The 21054-nt window shown below is 63.9% G+C and carries 18 protein-coding genes; 8 read left to right on the top strand and 10 right to left on the bottom strand.

Annotated features, from left to right (window positions below):
* Positions 1-15 precede the first annotated feature (15 nt).
* The 7 genes from R2676_RS02965 to R2676_RS02995 all read left to right on the top strand — a co-directional run bounded on the left by R2676_RS02965 (position 16) and on the right by R2676_RS02995 (position 8620).
* A complete protein-coding gene (locus R2676_RS02965; protein ID WP_027680561.1) occupies positions 16-345 on the top strand; it encodes an NAD(P) transhydrogenase subunit alpha part 2 in 330 nt (109 codons plus the stop codon).
* Positions 342-1802, top strand: a complete 1461-nt coding sequence (locus R2676_RS02970) for an NAD(P)(+) transhydrogenase (Re/Si-specific) subunit beta (protein ID WP_147215962.1) — start codon at positions 342-344, stop codon at positions 1800-1802. Before R2676_RS02965 ends, R2676_RS02970 begins: the two co-directional genes overlap by 4 nt.
* A 163-nt stretch (positions 1803-1965) precedes the next feature.
* On the top strand, positions 1966-3003 hold the full coding sequence (locus R2676_RS02975) for a response regulator (protein WP_092972452.1): 1038 nt from the start codon (positions 1966-1968) through the stop codon (positions 3001-3003).
* A gap of 652 nt (positions 3004-3655) precedes the next feature.
* Positions 3656-5068 (top strand): class I SAM-dependent methyltransferase PhcB, encoded by a 1413-nt coding sequence (gene phcB, locus R2676_RS02980; RefSeq protein WP_027680558.1) that lies wholly within the window; start codon positions 3656-3658, stop codon positions 5066-5068.
* A gap of 19 nt (positions 5069-5087) precedes the next feature.
* The gene (locus R2676_RS02985) at positions 5088-6416 is read left to right on the top strand and encodes a sensor histidine kinase (RefSeq protein WP_316856606.1); all 1329 of its coding nucleotides are present in this window, start codon (positions 5088-5090) and stop codon (positions 6414-6416) included.
* Between the two features lie 7 nt (positions 6417-6423).
* Positions 6424-7530: a two-component system hybrid sensor histidine kinase/response regulator PhcR gene (gene phcR, locus R2676_RS02990; RefSeq protein ID WP_206274283.1), complete on the top strand. Its 1107-nt coding sequence runs from the start codon at positions 6424-6426 to the stop codon at positions 7528-7530.
* A gap of 82 nt (positions 7531-7612) precedes the next feature.
* Positions 7613-8620: a response regulator gene (locus tag R2676_RS02995; protein ID WP_206274284.1), complete on the top strand. Its 1008-nt coding sequence runs from the start codon at positions 7613-7615 to the stop codon at positions 8618-8620.
* Between the two features lie 33 nt (positions 8621-8653).
* Here the strand turns inward: R2676_RS02995 and R2676_RS03000 are convergent, their stop codons facing one another.
* The 8 genes from R2676_RS03000 to R2676_RS03035 all read right to left on the bottom strand — a co-directional run bounded on the left by R2676_RS03000 (position 8654) and on the right by R2676_RS03035 (position 17979).
* A complete protein-coding gene (locus tag R2676_RS03000) occupies positions 8654-10063 on the bottom strand; it encodes a THUMP domain-containing class I SAM-dependent RNA methyltransferase (protein ID WP_206274285.1) in 1410 nt (469 codons plus the stop codon).
* A 17-nt stretch (positions 10064-10080) separates the two neighbouring features.
* Positions 10081-10503 (bottom strand): CopD family protein, encoded by a 423-nt coding sequence (locus R2676_RS03005; RefSeq protein ID WP_027680553.1) that lies wholly within the window; start codon positions 10501-10503, stop codon positions 10081-10083.
* 85 nt (positions 10504-10588) lie between these two features.
* Positions 10589-11869, bottom strand: coding sequence for a glutamate-5-semialdehyde dehydrogenase (locus R2676_RS03010; protein WP_027680552.1), 1281 nt, complete (start codon positions 11867-11869; stop codon positions 10589-10591).
* Between the two features lie 73 nt (positions 11870-11942).
* Positions 11943-13019: a DNA polymerase III subunit delta gene (gene holA / locus R2676_RS03015; protein WP_009241503.1), complete on the bottom strand. Its 1077-nt coding sequence runs from the start codon at positions 13017-13019 to the stop codon at positions 11943-11945.
* Between the two features lie 25 nt (positions 13020-13044).
* Entirely contained in the window at positions 13045-13569 is a 525-nt protein-coding gene (locus tag R2676_RS03020; protein WP_037027129.1) for an LPS-assembly lipoprotein LptE, read from the bottom strand.
* A 30-nt stretch (positions 13570-13599) separates the two neighbouring features.
* Complete coding sequence (leuS, locus tag R2676_RS03025; RefSeq protein ID WP_206274286.1) at positions 13600-16233, bottom strand: leucine--tRNA ligase; 2634 nt, start codon at positions 16231-16233, stop codon at positions 13600-13602.
* Positions 16234-16408: 175 nt separating this feature from the next.
* Positions 16409-17200, bottom strand: a complete 792-nt coding sequence (gene dapB, locus R2676_RS03030) for a 4-hydroxy-tetrahydrodipicolinate reductase (RefSeq protein ID WP_027680549.1) — start codon at positions 17198-17200, stop codon at positions 16409-16411.
* A gap of 122 nt (positions 17201-17322) precedes the next feature.
* Complete coding sequence (locus R2676_RS03035; protein ID WP_027680548.1) at positions 17323-17979, bottom strand: outer membrane protein assembly factor BamE; 657 nt, start codon at positions 17977-17979, stop codon at positions 17323-17325.
* A 152-nt stretch (positions 17980-18131) separates the two neighbouring features.
* On the opposite strand from R2676_RS03035, the gene fur reads away from it, so the two are divergent.
* The gene (gene fur / locus R2676_RS03040) at positions 18132-18563 is read left to right on the top strand and encodes a ferric iron uptake transcriptional regulator (protein ID WP_004632868.1); all 432 of its coding nucleotides are present in this window, start codon (positions 18132-18134) and stop codon (positions 18561-18563) included.
* A 72-nt stretch (positions 18564-18635) separates the two neighbouring features.
* Here the strand turns inward: fur and R2676_RS03045 are convergent, their stop codons facing one another.
* Positions 18636-19679: a LysR family transcriptional regulator gene (locus R2676_RS03045; RefSeq protein WP_024972152.1), complete on the bottom strand. Its 1044-nt coding sequence runs from the start codon at positions 19677-19679 to the stop codon at positions 18636-18638.
* A 314-nt stretch (positions 19680-19993) separates the two neighbouring features.
* On the bottom strand, positions 19994-20992 hold the full coding sequence (gene gap, locus R2676_RS03050) for a type I glyceraldehyde-3-phosphate dehydrogenase (protein WP_009241512.1): 999 nt from the start codon (positions 20990-20992) through the stop codon (positions 19994-19996).
* Between the last annotated feature and the right edge of the window lie 62 nt (positions 20993-21054).

The raw sequence follows: 21054 nt of genomic DNA on the forward strand, positions 1-21054 counted from the left end.
AGCGAGGAGGAGCAAATGGAGCTGGTCAATCACACGGTGATCAATCTGATCATCTTCGTGCTGGCGATCTACGTCGGCTACCACGTGGTCTGGACGGTCACGCCGGCGCTGCATACGCCGCTGATGGCCGTGACGAATGCCATCTCGGCCATCATCATCGTCGGCGCCATGCTGGCGGCGGGCCTCACGGAAACGGGCCTGGGCCGCACGATGGGCGTGGTGGCGGTGGCACTGGCGGCGGTGAATGTGTTTGGCGGCTTCCTGGTCACCCAGCGCATGCTCGAGATGTTCAAGAAGAAAGAGCCGAAGGCCAAGGGCGGTCAGAGCGAGGGAGCCAAGCAATGAGCATGAACCTCGTCACCCTGCTGTATCTGCTGGCTTCGGTCTGCTTCATCCAGGCGCTCAAGGGGCTTTCGCACCCGACCACGGCGCGGCGCGGCAACGCGTTCGGCATGACGGGCATGGCGATCGCCGCCGTCACGACCGTCGCGCTCATCTACAAGCTCAAGGCCGAGATGTTTGCGGGCACCGAGAGCGGCGCCTCCACGGGTTTCATCCTGATCTTCGCGGGCCTGGTGGTCGGCGGCGGCATCGGCGCCTACGTGGCGCGCACGGTCGAGATGACCAAGATGCCGGAGCTGGTGGCTGCCATGCACTCGCTGATCGGTCTGGCTGCAGTGTGTATTGCCGTTGCTGCGGTGGCAGAACCGTCGGCCTTCGGCATCACCGTGGCGGGCGACAACGTGCTGCCGCTGGGCAACCGGGTGGAGCTGTTCATCGGCACCTTCGTCGGCGCCATCACGTTCTCGGGCTCGGTGATCGCCTTCGGCAAGCTGTCGGGCAAATACAAGTTCCGCCTGTTCCAGGGCGCGCCGGTGCAGTTTGCCGGTCAACACATGCTGAACCTGCTGCTGGCGGTGGCCATGCTCGGCTTCGGCATCCTGTTCTTCCTGAGCCAGAGCTGGCTGCCGTTCATCATCATGACGGCCATCGCCTTTGTGCTGGGCGTGCTGATCATCATCCCGATCGGCGGCGCAGACATGCCTGTGGTGGTGTCGATGCTGAACTCGTACTCGGGTTGGGCGGCGGCCGGCATCGGCTTTTCGCTCAACAACCCGATGCTGATCATCGCCGGTTCGCTGGTCGGTTCATCCGGTGCAATTCTGTCTTACATCATGTGCAAGGCGATGAACCGGTCGTTCTTCAACGTGATCCTGGGCGGCTTTGGTTCCGAAGCGTCCGCCGGAGCGGCAGCGGGTGGCGGCGGGCAGCAGCGCCCGGTCAAATCGGGTTCGCCCGATGATGCGGCCTTCCTCATGGGCAACGCCGAAACCGTCATCATCGTCCCGGGCTACGGTCTGGCAGTGGCGCGCGCGCAGCACGCCCTGAAGGAGCTGACCGAAAAGCTGTCGGACAAGGGCGTGACGGTCAAATACGCGATCCACCCGGTCGCAGGCCGCATGCCGGGCCACATGAACGTGCTGCTGGCCGAAGCCGAAGTGCCTTACGACCAGGTCTTCGAGATGGAAGACATCAACGGCGAGTTCGGCCAGGCCGACGTGGTGCTGGTGCTGGGCGCCAACGACGTGGTCAACCCGGCCGCCAAGAACGATCCGAAGTCGCCCATTGCCGGCATGCCGATCCTGGAGGCCTACAAGGCCAAGACGATCATTGTGAACAAGCGCTCGATGAACGCCGGCTATGCCGGGCTCGACAACGAGCTGTTCTACATGGACAAGACGATGATGGTGTTTGGCGACGCCAAGAAGGTCGTCGAGGACATGGTGAAATCCGTCGAGTAAAGCGGCGCACTGACAGCCCCACTGACGGCCGTCAACGGTCCGTCAGGGTCAGACGGGTTCCGCTTGCTCCCGGCGGCGGCAGACAGTAACGTAGTGGAAACGGGCAGCGCCGGCCACACCGGCCGTGCGCTGCACCCAGCCCTCTTCCGACTCTTCCCGACGTATGCAACAGGACAGCGCCCTGCCGGTCTATTTCCACCCGACCCTGACGGTGGTGGTCGACGACAGCCAATCGTTTGTGGAAAGCCTCGGGTTCCAGATGGACCCATCGCGTGCGCTGTTGGCCTTCAATGACCCGGAAGAGGCGCTGGCGTGGCTGCGCCAGTGGCATTCGCTGCGCATGCCGGGCTTTCTGCCGGTGCGCGTCACCCACGACGATCTGACGTTCTCGACCGAACGCCGCACGATCCAGCTCGACGTCGACCGCGTCTACCGCCAGATCCACGAGGTCAACCGCTTCCTGCAGCCGTCCGTCATCGTGGTGGATTACTCCATGCCGCGCATGAACGGGCTGGAATTCTGCGCCAAGCTCAAAGATTTGCCGTGCATGACGATCCTGCTCACCGGCATGGCCGACGAGAACATCGCCGTGCAGGGTTTCAACGACGGCCTGATCGACCGTTACATCAAGAAAGACAATCCGGCGATGGCCGAGCGGCTCAGCGCGGAGATCGAAGCGCTGCAGGTGCGCTACTTCAGCAACCTGTCGAGCACACTGCGCGATCTGCTGTCGCGCCACTCGTTCAGCTTTCTCTCAGACCCGGCGATCACACGGCTCGTGCGCGAGCTGTCCACGCGGTACCGCTTCATCGAGTACTACCTGTATCCGCACCCCGCCGGCGTGCTGCTGCTCACGGCTGATGGTCGGGCGACCCTCATGGTCATCGAGACCAACGCAAGCATGCTGACGCACCTGGAAAACGCCGAGGCCTACAACGCGCCCGACGCGCTGCTCAAGGGGCTGCACGACAAGCAGATCGTCCCGTTCTTCTGGCCCGGCGACGGCATGTACACCCCGGCCTGTGTGGAGTGGGAACAATATTGCCTGCCCGCAGAGGTGTGTCAGGGGCGCGAGCCGTACTACTACGCACTGTTCGACATGCCCAGCCACCTGCTGCCGGCACAGGTCTACAGCTACACCCAGTTCCTCACCAACTACAAGCAGGATCCGGACGCGCTCACCGGCCGCAAATCACGCTGAGATGGTGATTCGGCTTTGCTCTGCACTGCGGGTTTCCGCATTGTGTGGGTCACATTCGGCAAGTACAATCGATTGGTCATTCGGCAGCCATGACGTCAGAGCATGGCCCGGTTGAATCGCCCTGATGCATGCGTGGCATAGCTGCGGCATCATGGCGAACACGGGCGCCGGCACGCAACATTCGATACGGCGCCCCGAGTTCATTACTGTGCGGGATTCTCCTTGAGAGACGATTTGGGATGCAGCAGCGGGCCGCGCGTTCAAGCAGCGCGCGTTGCGGATGTCAGGGGAGTGCATCGTTCCAGTCTGGTCATGGTTCACGGTTGCACGATTCCCGTTGCCACGCTGTTGATCGGCAGGCAGTAAAGGTGCTGTTGTTGTACTGAAGGCACCGGCTGCAGTCGATCGTCTTCCCCGATCTTCTCGAAGCGGGTTTGGGCGAGAGACGCCCGGGCTGGCGCGTATTGCGCATGGCCAGCGGACGGCTTCAAGCACGCTTTCACGACTGATGCGGCGGCATGCCCGGCAGTGTCGGCGGGGCGCGCCGTGTTCGCGGTGCCCGGATTCGCGGTGCGACCCCGGGTGCGCGGTTGTTGGAGTGAGCGTCCCGCTTGGCAGACGTTTTCCCTGAAGTCTCCGGCAAATTCGCACCGTGTACTCACCCAACCAAATCGATCCCGCGGTCAGCTTCCGCAACTCACAGGGTCAGCAGGTCCGCGGCACCATCATCACGCTGCAGCGGCGTGCCCTGGTGATGGAGATCTACAACCCCTACTCGATCGTGCAGGTGAGCGAGGTGCTGTCCGAACTCGCGATCAAGATGGGGACGCGGCAGGCCTATCTCGGCAAGGCGGTGGTGATCAGCCTGGTGAACACGGGCCTGACCGCCGTTGTCTCACTGACGCTGATCGACGAATGGCGCGAGCTGTCGGAAGTGGCCGACACGCCTGCCTCGGTGGGCGAAGAAGCGCGAACGTTCGTGCAGGAATGGCAGGAGCGTTTCCGCATCCATCGTGACTATCAGATCGTCGTCAACGAGATGCGCGCGTTCCTGGCCGAAGTGTCGCGCTGGGTGGAACAGGTGGATCTGTCGAAGACATTGCCGCGCGAGGACAACAAGCTGCGCATGGATGTCTTCCAGGAGCTGGCCGAGCCGATCATGCTCAAGCTCAAGGGCTACATGGACGGGCTGGAATCGGAAGCCGGCAAGGTCGAGGCGGAGCTTGCACCCGCGCACCGCACGTTCGCGCAGGCGGCGCTGCATCCGCTGCTGCTGCGCGCGCCGTTCATCTATCGCACGTACACCAAGCCGCTCGGCTATGCAGGCGATTATGAAATGGTCAACCAGATCCTCTCCGACCCGCGCGAGGGCCCGAACACCTATTTCCAGATCGTCAACGCCGCTTTCCTTCGCACCGACGTGGCCGAGGCGCACCGCAACCGCATCGACATTCTTGTGCAGTATCTGAGCGACCTGGCTGCACAGGCGAAGGCGGCAGGCCGAACGTTCAAGGTGCTGAACGTGGGGTGCGGGCCGGCAGTGGAAATCCAGCGCTTCATTCAGCAGCATCCAGAGCCGTCGCTGCTGTCGTTCGAGCTGGTGGACTTCAGCGAGGAGACGCTCGACTACACCCGTGAGCAGATGCGCCGTGCGATGGACCGCGCGCGCAAGACCGTCACCGTCGATTTCGTGCACGAATCGGTGCACCAGCTGCTCAAGCGCCGCATCACGGCGGACAGCCCGCAAGCCGGCGATTGCGATGCGGTGTATTGCGCCGGCCTGTTCGACTATCTGTCCAACAAGGTCTGCCAGCGCCTGCTCTCCTACTTTGCTGCGCGCACGCGCCGGGGCGGCGCCATTCTTGCGACCAACGTGCACGGCAACAACCCGATGCGCTTTGTGATGGAGCACGTGCTGGAGTGGTATCTCGTCTATCGCGATGAACCGCTGATGGCCGAACTGCTGCCCGAAGGCTCGCACGACGTGCGTGTCTATACCGACGTGACCGGCGTCAACGTATTCGCCCAGGCCAGCGTGGCCGGGCCCGCCGCATCCGCCGCCTAATCCGCTGCCCAGGAACACCATGGAGCCCATTACACATCGCGGATACCAAGCCGAGCTGAAGCAGTTCCGGCTCGTCTTCAGCCGCATGGCCGCCATTACCGGCATCGTGCTGGTGCTGGCGGGCGTCGGGCTGGACTACGGCATGTACGTGGACAGGCTCTGGCTGTTCGCTTCGCTGCGGGTCATCACGTCGCTCATCATGCTGGGCGCGCTGCTTGTGCTGTACACCCGCTGGGGCGAAGACCACGTCCAAAGCCTGACGTTCTTCTGGCTGATCTGCCCGCAGATCATGATCTCGTGGATGATCTACGACACCGAGGGCGCCAGTTCACCGTATTACTCGGGGCTGAACCTGGCGATCTATGCGGTGGGCATGGTCATGCCGATCGGCTTTCTGCAGGCCGTGCTGTTCGGCACCTGCACGTACATCTTCTGGGTGATCGCCTGCACGCTGCACCCGGGCGGCATCCAGTCGCGCGAGATCTTCATCGTGCATTCGCTGTTCATCCTGTTCTCGATTGCGACGAGCACGCTGTACACGTACTTCAATGAGCGCGGGCGCTTCCAACTCTTCCGGCTCAAAGAAGAAGTGGCGCAGAAGAACGAGCAGTTGGCGCAGACCAATCAGAACCTCACCGACATCAAGGGCCAGCTTCTGCAGCAGGAAAAGATGGCGGCCATCGGCACGCTGTCGGCCGGCCTGCTCCATGAGATCAACAACCCGGTTAACTTTTGCCTGATGGCGATTGCCGTGGCGCAGGAAGACCCGACCGCCAAGAGCAGCCCGATGCTGCTCGAATGCCTGACCGATGCCAAGGAAGGCATGCAGCGCGTGCAGCACATCGTGTCGGACCTGAAGACCTTCGCCTACCGCAGCCCCGAGAAAGGTGAAGCCGATGCGCCGTTCCTGGCCGAGAAGGCCATCGACTCGGCCATCCGCCTGACCAGCCACGAGTTGCGCGGCGTGGCGCTCGAACGCAAGCTGCCGGCCGACACGCTCGTGCGCGGTGACGAGGCGGCCATCATTGGCGTACTGATCAACCTGCTGTCGAACGCTGCGCTTGCCATGCAAAAGGTGCAGCGCGAGAACCCGCGCATCGAAATTGCCGGCGAGTGGATCGACAACCGCCTGCATGTGGTGGTGACCGACAACGGCCCCGGCATCTCCGAGAAGAACCTGACACGCGTGTTCGAGCCGTTCTTCACCACGCGCGACGTCGGCAAGGGCCTGGGACTCGGCCTGTCGATCAGCTACAGCGTGATCCAGCGCCACGGCGGCACCCTGGCGGTGACGAGCAAGGAAGGCGAATGGGCGCGCTTCACGTTCGATCTGCCGCGCTCGGAGTAGACGCATCATGGACACCACGCCGGACACGGTCACCATCCTCTACGTCGACGACGAAGTGCAGGCCTGCAAGTGGTTTGCACGCACGATCGGCGTCGGCTACGAGGTGCTCACGGCCAACAGCGTCGAAGAGGCCAAGGCCGTGCTGCGCGATTCGCACGAGCGCATCAGCGTGGTGTTGACCGACTTCCGCATGCCGGGCGGCGACGGCACCGAACTGCTGCGCTTCATCGATGCGGAATACGGCGACATTGCCACCATCCTCGTTACCGCGTATGCCGACAAGGACCTGCTGATCCAGGCCGTCAACACCGGGCGCGTGTTCAAGATCCTCGAGAAGCCCTATCAGCCCGAAGACGTTCGGCGCTCGCTGCAGGAGGCGCTGGCCCTGCGCCAGGATCGCCTCTTGCGTACCCAGCGCCTCATGGCAATCGACGAAACGCTGGCCTTTCTTGCGCATGAGCTGAACACGCCGCTGGCTGCCATCTCCAACTTTGCGCGCGGCATCCGCATGCGCGTGGACCAGACCGAGCCCACGCCCGGCGCGCTGCCCGAGATCGGCCGCGCTGCCGATCGCGTGCAGGACAACGCGCGCTACTGCCTCTCGGTGATCGCCACGTTCCTGAACTCCGTGCGCAACACCTACGGCAAGCCTGCCACGGCCGTCACGCCCAACAGCGCGGGCGGGCTCATCCGCTCGTTGTTTGACACGTATCCGTTCACGAACGCGCAGCGCGAATGGGTGTCGTACCGCGTGGAAGAGGATTTCCCGATCCTGACGCTGCCCAACTGCGTGATGCTCGTGCTCTCGTCGCTGACGAGCAACGCCCTGCAGGCGCTGCGGCAAACACAGGCTCCAAAGCTCGAAATTGTCGCCGGCCGTGCGCCGGATGCCGACGGCGCACAACACATGATCCGCATCGAAGACAACGGCCCCGGCATCGCGCCGGACGTTCTCGCGCGGCTGACCATCGACCCCGTGACGACGCGCGCCGAAGAAGGCGGCAGCGGCATGGGCATGATTTTTTGTACGCGGATCATGCAATCGTTCGGGGGAGCGATTGCGATTGATTCTGCACCCAGCGCAGGCACGCGCGTGACTCTGACGTTCCCATGACAAGACCACAAGACTTACGAACCAAGCCGCACGTGTTCCGCGCGTTTGCCGTATCGGCTGCATTTGCTATGAGGAGTGACGGATGACCAATCCCGGGGGCAATGAGCCCAAGATCCTGTACGTGGACGATGAGACATTGGCGCTGACTTACTTCGGCCGTGCCATCGGGTCACTGGCGCCGGTCGTCACCGCCACTTCGGTCGAAGAAGGCAAGCGCATGCTCGACCAGCACGCCGCCACACTGGGCGTGCTCGTGTCGGACCAGCGCATGCCCGGCGAACTCGGCAACGAGCTGCTGCGCTATGCGCGCGAGCGCTATCCGCACCTCGTGCGCATCCTGACGACCGCCTATTCCGAAATCGAAGACACGGTGGAGGCCGTCAACCAGGGCCAGATTCACCGCTACATCAAGAAGCCGTGGGACATCACGGCGCTGCGGGTGGAGCTGAAGCAGGCGCTGGAGTTCTCGGACCTGCGCCGCGAGCGCGACGCGCTGCTGCGCGAGAAGATGACCGTGCGCCAGAGCCAGACGCTCACCCACCGCATCGGGGCGCTGCAGACGCTGTACCTGTCGGTATCCGGGCTGTCGTCGTTCAGCGCCGTCAACGATTACCTCCGTGCGGCCGCCGCCGTCGGGCTGCAATCGCTGGCGCAGCCGGACTGGGCGATGAAGGACTACACCGAGCTGGTCGGCGAAGAAAGCCTGCGCACCGGCGAGTTCAGCCACGCAGTGCGGCAGGCCTATCTCGACTTGTCGTCGCGCTTTGACAGCAAGCCGGCAGCCCAGGCGTTGGAGGTGCTCGCCGAGGTGCTGCACGGCAAGGTCTCGCCGTCGGGCAGCGATGCTGCCGCGGTGGTGGATCTCACGACCCTGACGGAATTCCTGGAAGCCGCGTCCACGCACAAGGTGTCGGACGCGCATGCCAAGTGGCTGGCGTTCCTGCTGTGGCTCGACGGAAAGGGCTGGTCGCTCACGGCCGAGCGCGATGGCGCAACCATCAAGCTGCGCCTTGTCGACAACCAGACGCAGCTCACGCCGGATCAACTCGCGGCGTGGATGGAGCATTTCCAAGGTCAGCAGGCCGCCTGAACGGAGCCCGCCGTTGGCACACAACGCCGATGCTTACGCGTCGGCGTTGTCGTTTGAGGCATCGCCCTTCGCGGGTCGCTCGGGCCGATCGCGCATGCCGCCCTTCACCATGTCGAAGCGGAACAGACGGCATTCGATGTTGCCGTTGTAGAGCGGTGTGCGCTGCGATTCCTTCAGCCGCATCCGACGCGGCATCGAGAGATCGCCCGTGAAAACGAACGCCTTCCAGCCAGCGAATTCACGCTTGAGCGTGCCCGCAAAGGCCTGTGCAAATTCGTTGGCGGCGGCCTCTTCCTCGGGGTCGATCGGGAGCGGCGGCTCCGGCTGACGCAGTTCGCGCATCGGACGGCGGCCATCGTCGCGCGGGGCACCCATGGCGCGGCTGGCGCGCTCGAACACGGTGCCATCCTCGTCGCCCTCGCCTTCCGGCCGGCGGCGGCGCGAACCATGTGCACCGCGCACGGCGATACGCTCGCCGTACGGCGGGTTCATCAACAACACGCCGGCGGCCTCGAATGGCGGCTTGCCGAAGCGCGCATCGACCTGCTTGAGCACGGGCTCGCCCGGCAGACCGGCACGCTGCCAGTTGGCGGCGGCATAGGCCAGCATGTCGGTGGAAATGTCGGAGCCGGCCACCAGCGGCGGCGCCCGGCGCATGGATGCGGCCGCCGCATCGGCAGCGGCTTCGCGCAGGCGCTTGAAGCACTTGGCATCGTGGTCCTGCAACCACTCGCAAGCGAAGGCGCGCTGTCCGCCCGGCGCAATACCCAGCGCACGTTGCGCGGCTTCAACAAGGAACGTGCCGCTGCCGCACATCGGATCGTAGAACGGCATGCCGTGTGCGCCCGTCCAGCCCGTCAGGCGCAAGATGCCGGCGGCGAGGTTCTCCTTCAGCGGCGCCTCGCCCTTTTCCTGCCGCCAGCCGCGCTTGAAGAGCGGCTCGCCGGTGGTGTCGAGATAGATCGTGCAGTCGGTCTCGGTCAGGTATGCGTAGATGCGCACGTCCGGCGAGACCGTATCGACGCTGGGCCGCGCGCCCATGCGCTGGCGGAAGCGGTCACACACCCCGTCCTTCACGCGCAGGCCGACAAACTTCAGGCTCTGCAACGGCGATTTGTGCGCAGTCACGTCCACGCGGATCATCTCGTCGGGCGTGAAATAGTCTTCCCAGCGCTGCGCAGCGGCCAGCGCGTAGATGTCGTCTTCCGAGCGATACCCGCGCGAAGCCAGGCGCATCAGCACCCGGCTGGCAATGCGGCTGTGCAGGTTGACCGCATACGCCGCACCCTGCGTGCCGAAGAAATGCACGCCGCCCGGCACGGTGCGGCCCACCTCGAACGCCGCCAGCTCATCGACCTCGGGGCGAATGGCGATTTCGGCCAGTTCATCGGCCAGCGCCTGTTCCAGCCCTCGGGGGCATGGCGCGAAGTAAGCAGTTGCCATCGGAAAACCAGAAAAAATCAGAATGGCTTGACGACCACCAGGATCGTGATCGCCAGCAACAACAGCACCGGCAGTTCATTGAACCAACGGTAGAACTTGTGCGAGCGCTTGTTGGCGCCCGCCTCGAACTTGCGCAGCAGCACGCCGCAGCCATGGTGATAACCGATCGTCACAAGCACCAGCGCGAGCTTCGCATGCATCCAGCCATTGGGCGGATACAGCCCGATGCGATATCCCAGGAACAGCCACAGCCCCAGCAGGATCGCGACAATCGCCAGCATCGTCGTGAAGCGGAACAGCTTGCGGGCCATGATCAGCAGGCGCGTGATGGCCGCGCGCTCGGTTTCCATTGCCAGGTTGACGAAGATGCGCGGCAGATAGAACAGCCCCGCAAACCACGACGCAATGAAGACGATGTGAAAGGCTTTGACCCAGAGCATGCGAAGCGTCCCGTGAATGGTGTGAAGCGCGATCGGTAAAAACAGCGCGCCGCTCATGGCGGCGCTCAATGTGCAGCAAGCGATATCAGGTGCGGATCTCGCCGTGCCCGAACACGACGTATTTCAGCGAGGTCAGGCCCTCCAGCCCGACCGGGCCACGCGCATGCAGCTTGTCGTTGGAGATGCCAATTTCGGCGCCCAGGCCGTACTCGAAACCATCGGCAAAGCGCGTAGACGCGTTGATCATCACGCTGGCCGAATCGACCTCGCGCAGGAAGCGCATGCCGGTCGAGTAGTTCTCGGTGATGATCGAATCGGTGTGCGCCGAGCCGTAGGTGTTGATGTGCTCGATGGCGTCGTCTAGGCCGTCGACGGTGCGGATCGACAGGATCGGGGCGAGATATTCGGTGTGCCAGTCGGCCTCGACGGCGTCTTTCAGATTGCCGAAGCCAGCCGCTTCCAGCGTGGCGCGCGTGGCCGGGCACACGCGCAGTTCCACGCCCTTGTCCTGGTAGATCTTTGCCAGCGGCGGCAGCGCGCGCGCAGCCACATCGCGCGACACGAGCAGCGTTTCCATCGTGTTGCACGGTGCGTAGCGCTGCGTCTTGGCGTTGTCGCACACGCGCACGGCCTTCTCGATGTCGGCATCGACGTCGATGTAGACGTGGCAGATGCCGTCCAGGTGCTTGATCATCGGCACCCGCGCTTCTTCGATCAGTCGCGCGATCAGGCTCTTGCCGCCGCGAGGCACGATCACATCGACGTACTCCGTCATGGTGATGAGCTTGCCGACCGCCGCGCGATCCGTGGTGGCCACCACCTGCACGGCGTTGGCGGGCAGGCCAGCATCGGCCAGCCCTTCCTCGATGAGCGCCGCCAGCGCGCCGTTCGATTCGATCGCTTCGGAGCCGCCGCGCAGAATGGTCGCGTTACCCGACTTGATGCACAGCGCCGCGGCATCCACCGTCACGTTCGGCCGCGACTCATAGATGATGCCGATCACGCCAAGCGGCACGCGCATCTGGCCGACCTGGATGCCGGTGGGACGGAACTTCATGTTGCTGATCTCGCCGATCGGGTCGGGCAGCGCGGCGATCTGCTCCAGGCCAGCGGCCATGGTCTCGATGGCACGATCGGTCAGCGTGAGGCGGTCGATGAAGGCGGCGTCCTGGCCGTTGGCGCGAGCGCGTTCGACGTCGCGGGCATTGACCTCTTTGAGCTTGGCGGCATCGCGACGGACGGCGGCGGCAATGTGCAACAACGCGCGGTTCTTCTGCGCGGTGCCGGCCCGGGCCATGCCACGCGAGGCGGTGCGCGCCTGACGGCCGACCAGGGCCATGTATTCGTTCACGTCGAGCTGCTTCATGATGATCGCGACCGGCGGGCTGCCGGCAAATTCAGTGTGAGGACATTCGGAGGCTTGCGGCCGATGGTGTGGATCAGGCCGGCACCGGAAGACTGCCCGGCCGCGCAATGCGCATCGCCAGTTGCAGCAGGCCATCCCATGGCTCGGCGGGCAGCGACGGCTCGCGCAAGCCCTTGACCTGCCGATCCAGCTTGGCGGCCATGGAGAGCGCACCCTCCAGCTCGCGCTGTGACAGCCGCTGCGCTGCCTGCGGCACCAGCCGCTCGCGTGGGCCCCACACCCGCAGTTCTCGCAGCATGGACGCCACCGGCTTGCCTTGGGCCGCGCCCGAGGCGATTTTTGATAATACGCGAATTTCTTCGGTCAACGTCCAGAGCACCAGGACCGTGGCCTCGCCCTCGCCGCGCAGGCCTTCGAGCATGCGCACCAGACGCGGCACATCGCCGGCCAACATGGCTTCGGACAGCTTGAACACGTCGTAGCGCGCCACGTTGAGCACCGCATCGTGCACATCGTCGAACGTCAGCACACCGGGCGGATGCAGCAAGCCGAGTTTCTGGATTTCCTGATGCGCGGCCAGCAGATTGCCCTCCACACGGTCGGCAATGAACTGCAGGGCGCGGCGGCCAGGCTCACCGGGCTCCACACGTTGCTGCTGGCGCGCGAGACGCTCACCAATCCAGCCGGGCAGCTTGGTGCGGTCCACCGAATCGACCTTGATCGACACGCCCGCCCCTTCCAGCGCCGCAAACCACGCCGACTTGGCCGTCGCAAAATCCAGACGCGGCAGCGTGATCAGCGTGACGGTATCGGTGGCCGGCCCGGACGGCGTGCCCGCAGCCAATGCGCGCAGTGCTTCGCCACCATCCTTGCCGGGCTTGCCCGACGGAATGCGCAGCTCGACGATCTTGCGATCTCCAAACAGCGACATCGACTGCTGCGCCTCGGTCACGCGCGACCACGAGAAACCCCGCTCGACGCTCATCACCTCGCGCTCGGTAAAGCCCTGCGCGCGCGCGGCCTGCCGCAGCGCATCGACCGCCTCAAGTGCGAGCAGGTGCTCGTCGCCATGCACCACGTACAGCGGCGCGAGCCCCTTGGCAGTGGCCTGCTTCAGATGACCTTCGAGCGCATCGAGCCGCAATTGCATGGCAAACCTTGCCCTGATCCGCCGCTTACGACGGCAGCTTCACGGCACCCAGGCGCCGCACGAGCTGATTGATCGTATCGCCCTGCATGTCTCGGTAGAGCGCCGCTTCTTCGTAGTCCTTGGCGAGCACCTGCGTCTCGTTGTACGAGAGATCGCGGAACTGCGTGATTTCCGACGGCGGGATCAGCAGGTTGTCGTGCGCATCGCGCAGCTGGAAGCGGAAGCGATACGTGATGCGGTACTCGCGCACCACACCCTGCGGCGTGAGCGACGAGATGGTTTTCACGCGGTCTTCAGCCAGCACGTCGAGCAGCGCATCGGCGTCCTTCTTATCCGACACGATGACGGTGTCGGAGCCGTTGTCGATCAGCCGGCGCAACTGCGCGCGCATTTGCGAGTTCTGCGGCAAGTTGATGTACAGCCGCTTGAACGCGAAGTCGGTATTGCCCCGCATGTGGAAACCGCAAGCGGACAGCGCCGGCAGCGCAATCGCAAGCGCAAGGACAGAGCGGCCAAAGCGACGGCGGGACAAACCTCGGGACAACGACATAACCATGCGTTCCTTGAGTGGGATGGCCGATCAGGCCACCACGTTCACCAGACGGCCCGGCACCACGATGATCTTCTTGGGCGGCTTGCCTTCAGCAAATTTCTGGACCGCTTCATCCTTGGCGGCAATCGCTTCGATGGCGGCGCGATCGGCGTCGGCCGGCACGACGATGCTGCCGCGCACCTTACCGTTGACCTGCAGCACGAGTTCGATCTCGCTCTGCACCAGCGCGCCTTCGTCGACCTGCGGCCACGGGGCGTCGAGCAGGTCGCCATATGCACCGGCGTAGCCAAGCTCCGTCCAGAGTACGTGCGTGATGTGCGGCACGACCGGGTACAGCACGCGCAGCAGCAACCCCAAGCCTTCGCGGCGCGCATCGGCACCGGCGTCCTTGGCGCCTTCCAGCGCGTTGAGCATCTTCATCGTCGCCGAGACGACGGTGTTGTACTGCAGGCGCTCGTAGTCGTAGTTCGCTTGCTTGAGCACGGTGTACAGCTCGCGGCGCAGCGCGCGATCAGCATCCGTTGCACCCGCCACAACGCCATTGCCGTGACCGCCGCGAATGGCGTCGGCGTGCGCCACGCCAAAGTTCCACAGACGGCGCAGGAAACGCGACGCGCCCTCCACACCGGCGTCGTTCCACTCGAGCTGTTGCTCGGGCGGCGCGGCGAACATCGTGAATAGGCGCGCCGTGTCGGCACCGTACTGGTCGATCAGCGCTTGCGGGTCGATGCCGTTGTTCTTCGACTTCGACATCTTTTCCACGCCGCCGATCACCACCGGCTGGCCGTCGGCCTTGAGCGTAGCACCCACCGGGCGGCCGCGTTCGTCGGTCTGCACGTCGACCTCGGCCGGGTTGATCCACTGCTTCTTGCCTGCGGCATCTTCCCGGTAGTACGTCTCGTTGAGCACCATGCCCTGCGTGAGCAGGTTGGTGAACGGCTCATCGAATTTGACGAGGCCCAGGTCACGCATGACCTTGGTCCAGAAGCGTGCGTACAGCAGGTGCAGGATCGCGTGCTCGATGCCGCCGATGTACTGGTCCATCGGCATCCAGTAATCGTTGCGGGCATCGACCATGGTCTCGCCGTCCGGGCACGTATAGCGCATGTAGTACCAGCACGAATCGATGAAGGTATCCATCGTGTCGGTCTCGCGGCGCGCGGGCTTGCCGCACGACGGGCACGTGCAATTCAGGAAGCGCGGATCCTTGGCGAGCGGGTTGCCCGTGCCGTCCGGAACGAGGTCTTCGGGCAGGCGCACCGGCAGGTCCTGCTCGGGCACGGGCACGACGCCACAGCTCTCGCAATGGATCAGCGGGATCGGCGTGCCCCAGTAGCGCTGGCGCGAAATGCCCCAGTCGCGCAGGCGCCAGGTGGTCTTTTTCTCGCCCAGGCCTTGTGCGGCCAGATCGGCAGCCACGGCGTCGACGGCCTGTTGATAGTTCAGGCCATCGTACTTGCCGCTGTGGAACAGCACGCCGTGTTCCTTGTCGCCGTACCAGTCGGCCCAGGTGGTCGTGTCGTACGGCTGGCCCTTCACGTCGATCACCTGCTTGATGGGCAGGTGGTACTTGTTGGCAAAGGCAAAGTCGCGCTCGTCGTGCGCGGGCACGCCCATCACGGCGCCGTCGCCGTAGGTCATCAGCACGTAGTTGCCGACCCACACCGGCACGGATTCGCCCGTGAGCGGATGCGTGACGGTCAGGCCGGTCGGCATGCCCTTCTTTTCCATGGTGGCCATGTCGGCTTCCATGACGCTGCCGTGCTTGCACTCTTCGATGAACGCGGCGAGCGCCGGGTTGCTCTGCGCGGCATGCGCGGCGATGGGATGCTCGGCGGCCACGGCGCAGAACGTCACGCCCATGATCGTGTCGGCACGCGTGGTGAAGACGTACAGCTTGCCGTCGTTGATCAGCTTGCCGTCGTCACCGGCAATGTTGTGCGGGAATGCAAAGCGCACACCCTCGCTCTTGCCGATCCAGTTCTGCTGCATCAGCTTGACGCGCTCGGGCCAGCCCAGCGAGTCAAGGTCGGAGAGCAGCTCCTGCGCATACTTGGTGATGCCCAGGTAGTACATCGGGATCTCGCGCTTTTCCACCACCGCGCCCGAACGCCAGCCGCGCCCGTCGATCACCTGCTCGTTGGCGAGCACGGTCTGGTCGACCGGGTCCCAGTTCACGGTACCGGTCTTGCGGTAGGCGATGCCCTTTTCGAGCATCTTCAGGAACAGCCACTGGTTCCAGCGGTAGTAATCGGGGCTGCAGGTCGCCACTTCGCGCGACCAGTCGATCGCCAGGCCCATCGACTGCATCTGCTTCTTCATGTAAGCGATGTTGTCGTAGGTCCATGCAGCGGGTGCCACGCCGTTGTTGAGCGCCGCGTTTTCCGCCGGCATGCCGAAGGCGTCCCAGCCCATCGGCATCAGCACGTTGTATCCCTTCATGCGCAGCTGACGCGTCATCACGTCGTTGATCGTGTAGTTGCGCACGTGGCCCATGTGCAGCTTGCCCGACGGATACGGCAGCATCGAGCACGCGTAGAACTTGGGCTTGTCCGAGCCGTCAGCAGCGCGCGCGTGTTCGGTCACGCGGTAGGCATCCAGGGCCTGCCAGTGTTGCTGCGCTTGCTGTTCGACGTCGGACGGGGAGTATTTGTCTTGCATGGTGATGGGTCGCCCGGATGCCCCGGCGATTGCAGCCGCGCAGCCAACGCGCGCAGCCGGATTGAATAACGGAAAAGGCCCGATTATACCGTCGCCACCCGCCCCATCCGGGCGATCGCGAGCAGTGGAAAAAGGCGCCGGACAGGCCTGCCAGCGCCTTCTGCCGCCAGCCTGATTACAGGCCGAGCACGTCGTTCATGTCGTACAAACCCTTCTTGCCGGCCACGTAGACCGCAGCGCGCACGGCGCCTTCGGCATACGACTGGCGGGTGTTGGAGCGATGCGTGATTTCGATGCGCTCGCCGTCGCCAGCAAACAGCACGGTGTGGTCGCCGACAATGTCGCCCCCGCGCACGGTGGCAAAGCCGATGGTGCCAAGCTCGCGCGGGCCGGTCTCGCCTTCGCGCGCATAGACCGCACGATCGGCCAGCTTGGTGCCCTGCGCCTCGGCCACGATCTCGCCCATCTTGAGCGCGGTGCCCGACGGGGCGTCGATCTTGTGCTTGTGATGCGCCTCGATGATCTCGACGTCGTAACCCTGCGCCAGGATCTTGGCGGCGACTTCGATCAGCTTGAAGGTCGCGTTGACGCCTACGCTCATGTTGGGCGCCCAGACCACGCCGATCGACTCGCCGTAGGTCTTGAAGCTGGCTTTCTGCTCAGCCGTGAAACCGGTCGTACCGATGACCACCGCAGTGCCCAGCTCACGGGCGACGTTCAGGTGATTCAGCGTTGCGTCAGGGCGCGTGAAGTCGATGAGCACGTCGGCTTGCGAGAGACCCGCGCGCACGTCGTCGGTCACAATCACGCCGGTCGTCTTGCCCAGCTTGATGCCGGCGTCCTGGCCCACGGCATCGCTGCCTGGGCGGTCCAGCGCAGCGCCCAGCGTCACGCCCGGCGTGCGCAGTACGGTGTCGATCAGCATCTGGCCCATGCGGCCCGAGGCGCCTGCAATCGCGATTTTCATGTCGGTGGAAGCGAAAAGCTGCAAAAGAAAAACGGTCTGTAAAACGCACAAGCGGCGGAACCCGTCCGCCGCTCGCTCGAAGTCGTGATGCCGGCGCGCTGGCTATGCGCGCTTCACGGGGTTCACTGCGATTGGGTGGCCGGCGGCGGAACGCTGGTGTCAGTACCACCGCCGCCAGTGCGGCGCTCCGGCAGCGTCACGTCAACGTTGTTTTTGGAGCCTGCGGTCGACTGCACGCGGTCCGTTACCTCAGCCGACGGAATCGACGGTGCACGCGCTGCCGGCGCGGCGCCCGCAGCGGCGGCGGCCTGCGCGGCATCCTTTTTCGGACGCTTGATGCCGTCGATCTCGGAGATCAGTTCCGACTCGGACGGCAGCTCATCGGCGCCGACCCACTTGGCAAGGCGGTCGCCATCAAACCACACCGTCAGCCTGCGCTCCTGCACAACCGACGTGTTGCCACGCTTGAACGAGAAGATGTAGTCCCAGCGGTTGGCGTGGAACATGTCCGTCAGCAGCGGCGTGCCGAGTACGAAGCGGACCTGGTCGCGCGTCATGCCTTCCTTGAGCTGCGCCGCCTGTTCGCGCGACACGAAGTTGCCCTGCACGATATCGATGCGATACGGCGTGATGGCATTGGCGATCTTGCGCGTGGTGCTGTCATAGGTGCCGCATCCGGCCAGCAACGCCGACGCGGCGAGCATGGCACCCACCAACAGGCCGCCGCGACGGGCGACGTGGGCAAAACGGACAGGACTGCGCGCAAAAGAAAAGGTCATGAGCGATCGGCCTTCAAACGGTTCCGGACATACCGGTACGGGAGGAATCGGCGACGGCCCAGGCACATCGTGCAGGCCCGTCAATAGGACTTTTGCCGCCAAAACCCTTATGATTGGAATATCCGAACATTGTACTCTAGGGAGCCTGGCGCATGCCGAGTCCTGCAGACCTCAAGAACATCGGTCTGAAAGCCACGGTGCCGCGGTTGAAGATCCTCGAGATCTTTCAGACCAGCGAAGAGCGCCACATGAGCGCCGAAGACGTGTACCGCATCCTGCTCGCCGAGCACATGGACATTGGCCTGGCCACCGTCTATCGCGTGCTGACGCAGTTCGAACAGGCGGGACTGCTGTCACGCAACAACTTCGAATCCGGCAAGGCCATCTACGAACTCAACGAGGGCAAGCACCACGATCACCTGGTGTGCCTCGATTGCGGCCGCGTGGAAGAATTTTTCGATGCCGAGATCGAACAGCGCCAGCAAAGCATTGCACGTGCGCGCGGCTTTGCGCTGCAGGAGCACGCGCTGTCGCTCTATGGCAATTGCACGAAGGAAGCCTGCCCACATCGGCCAAAGCGCTGAAGCGTCGTCGCCAAAAGGAAACGGCCGCATCGTCTGCGGCCGTTTTTCATTGGAGCGGCGAGAGGGCGGATGTCAGGCGGACAGCCGCGTCTCGTCCTCCTTTTCTGCGTCGCCCTGGCCGCCCTTCTCGGCCTTGCCATGTTCATTGGCCTGCACGGGCGAATGCGCCGGTGCGCCCGACGCCTGCCCCGTGTACTCAGCCACGACCTGCTTGAAGAGCTGACGCGCCCACACCAGCATCGGGTGCGTATTGCGGCTGCGGTGCCAGAGCATGTTCAGGCCCAGCACGGTTTCCAGCTCGGTCGGCAGCGGGAACGCGTTGAGGTCGTACATCTTGCAGACCATATCCTTCATCAGCGAATTGACCGTGAAGATCATGTCGGTCTGGGCGGCGACTTCTCCCTGGGTGCGCCAGCTATGCACCGTCATGGTCGAATTGCGTTTCAGGCCGCGCTGCTGCAAGGCGTAGTCCAGCGGAATGAGCGACGGCGCGACACGGCTGCCGGGGCTGCCCTGCGCGATGAAGATGTGCTCGCAGTCGAGGTATTGCTCGAGCGTGCAGCGATCGCCGAGGATCGGGTGGTCCTTGCGCGCGCAGACCCACATGTTGAAGGAGGTCACGACCTCTTCCATGATCTCGGGGTGGCGCGTGGGGAACGGCGAGAACGCCAGATCCAGCTCGTTCGCGCGCATGGCGGCCACGTCGGCTTCCCACGAAGACGACTCAGTCAGGCGCACCTGCAATGCCGGCGCCAGGCGCTTGATGCGCAGCAGGAAGCGATCGAACAGCGCATCGCCCAGCGTGCCGGCAAAGCTGACGTTGAACGTGCCGGTGGCTTCGGCCGGGTCGAACGTGGCGATGTCGCCCTCGTTGATGGCCGCCCACAGGTCGAGCATCTCGCGCACCTTCGGGCCCAGCTCAAGCGCCTTGGGCGTAGGCGTCAAGCCGTGCGGCACGCGAATGAAGAGGGGATCGTCAAAGATCTCACGCAGACGGCCCAGCGAATGCGAGACAGCCGGTGCGGTCATGTGCATCTTTTCGGCCACGTAGGTGGCGTTGCGCTTGCTGAGCAGCTCAACAAAAATCACCAGCAGCTTGGTATCGACGTTGACCATGGGACGCCTTGGCTCGAACACGTTGGAAAACTGGAAAGGCAACCATTGCCGAGGCAATGGGCCGGATGCGACGTAAAAGCCCGCCACATCACAATGTAGTATTTGTTCAGTGTACGGACTGCAACCCAATTTTCAAAGCGAATTCCTGTAGCCCGAATTCGAAATTTGCTAATCCGCAAACGTTTTCGTTTCAGTCCATAACAAACGCCGATCTGCGCCCAACCGGCAGCGTTTCAGTGAGGTGGGCTCGCCTTAGACCGGCGTGCCCATGAAAAAACGCGCCCGAAGGCGCGTTCTCTTTGCAGCAAGGTGGATTACTTGCCCACCACACGTGCCATTTCCAGGCACTTGTTCGAGTAGCCCCACTCGTTGTCGTACCAGCTCACGACCTTGATGAAGGTGCCATCCAGTGCGATGCCGGCTTCGGCGTCGAAGATCGAGGTGCGCGCATCGCCGCGGAAATCCGTAGCGACGACCTTGTCTTCGGTGTAGCCGAGCACGCCCTTCAGCGCGCCTTCGCTCTGTGCCTTCATTTCGGCGCAGATTTCAGCGTACGTGGCGGCGCTTTCCAGCTCGACGGTCAGGTCGACGACCGACACATCCGAGGTCGGCACGCGGAACGACATGCCGGTCAGCTTCTTGTTCAGCTGCGGAATCACCACGCCCACGGCCTTGGCGGCGCCGGTCGACGACGGGATGATGTTTTCCAGGATGCCGCGGCCGCCGCGCCAGTCCTTGTTGGACGGGCCGTCAACGGTCTTCTGCGTGGCGGTGGCAGCGTGCACGGTCGTCATCAGGCCGCGCTTGATGCCCCACTTGTCGTTCAGCACCTTGGCAACCGGTGCCAGGCAGTTGGTCGTGCACGAAGCGTTGGAGATGATCGCCTCGCCCTTGTACGTTTCGTGGTTCACGCCGTACACGAACATCGGGGTGTCGTCCTTCGACGGAGCCGACATGATGACCTTCTTGGCGCCCGCGTCGATGTGCTTTTGCGCGCCTTCCTTGGTCAGGAAGATGCCGGTCGATTCGATCACCACGTCGGCGCCGACTTCGCCCCACTTCAGTTCGGACGGGTCCTTCACGGCGGTCAGGCGGATCTTCTTGCCGTTGACGACGAGCGTGTTGCCGTCGACCGACACTTCACCGTCGAAGCGGCCGTGCACCGAGTCGTACTTCAGCATGTACGCCAGGTAGTCGGGCTCGAGCAGGTCGTTGATGGCAACAACTTCGATGTCCTTGAAGTTGGCGGCGGCGGCGCGGAACACCATGCGTCCGATGCGGCCGAAGCCGTTGATGCCGATCTTGATGGTCATGGTCAGTCTCCTGATAGCAGAAAAGAAATCGACGATGCGTTAAAACCAGCGCGGCACCTCGT

The sequence above is a fragment of the Ralstonia flatus genome (genome assembly GCF_958439105.1).
In the GTDB taxonomy this organism is placed as follows: domain Bacteria; phylum Pseudomonadota; class Gammaproteobacteria; order Burkholderiales; family Burkholderiaceae; genus Ralstonia; species Ralstonia flatus.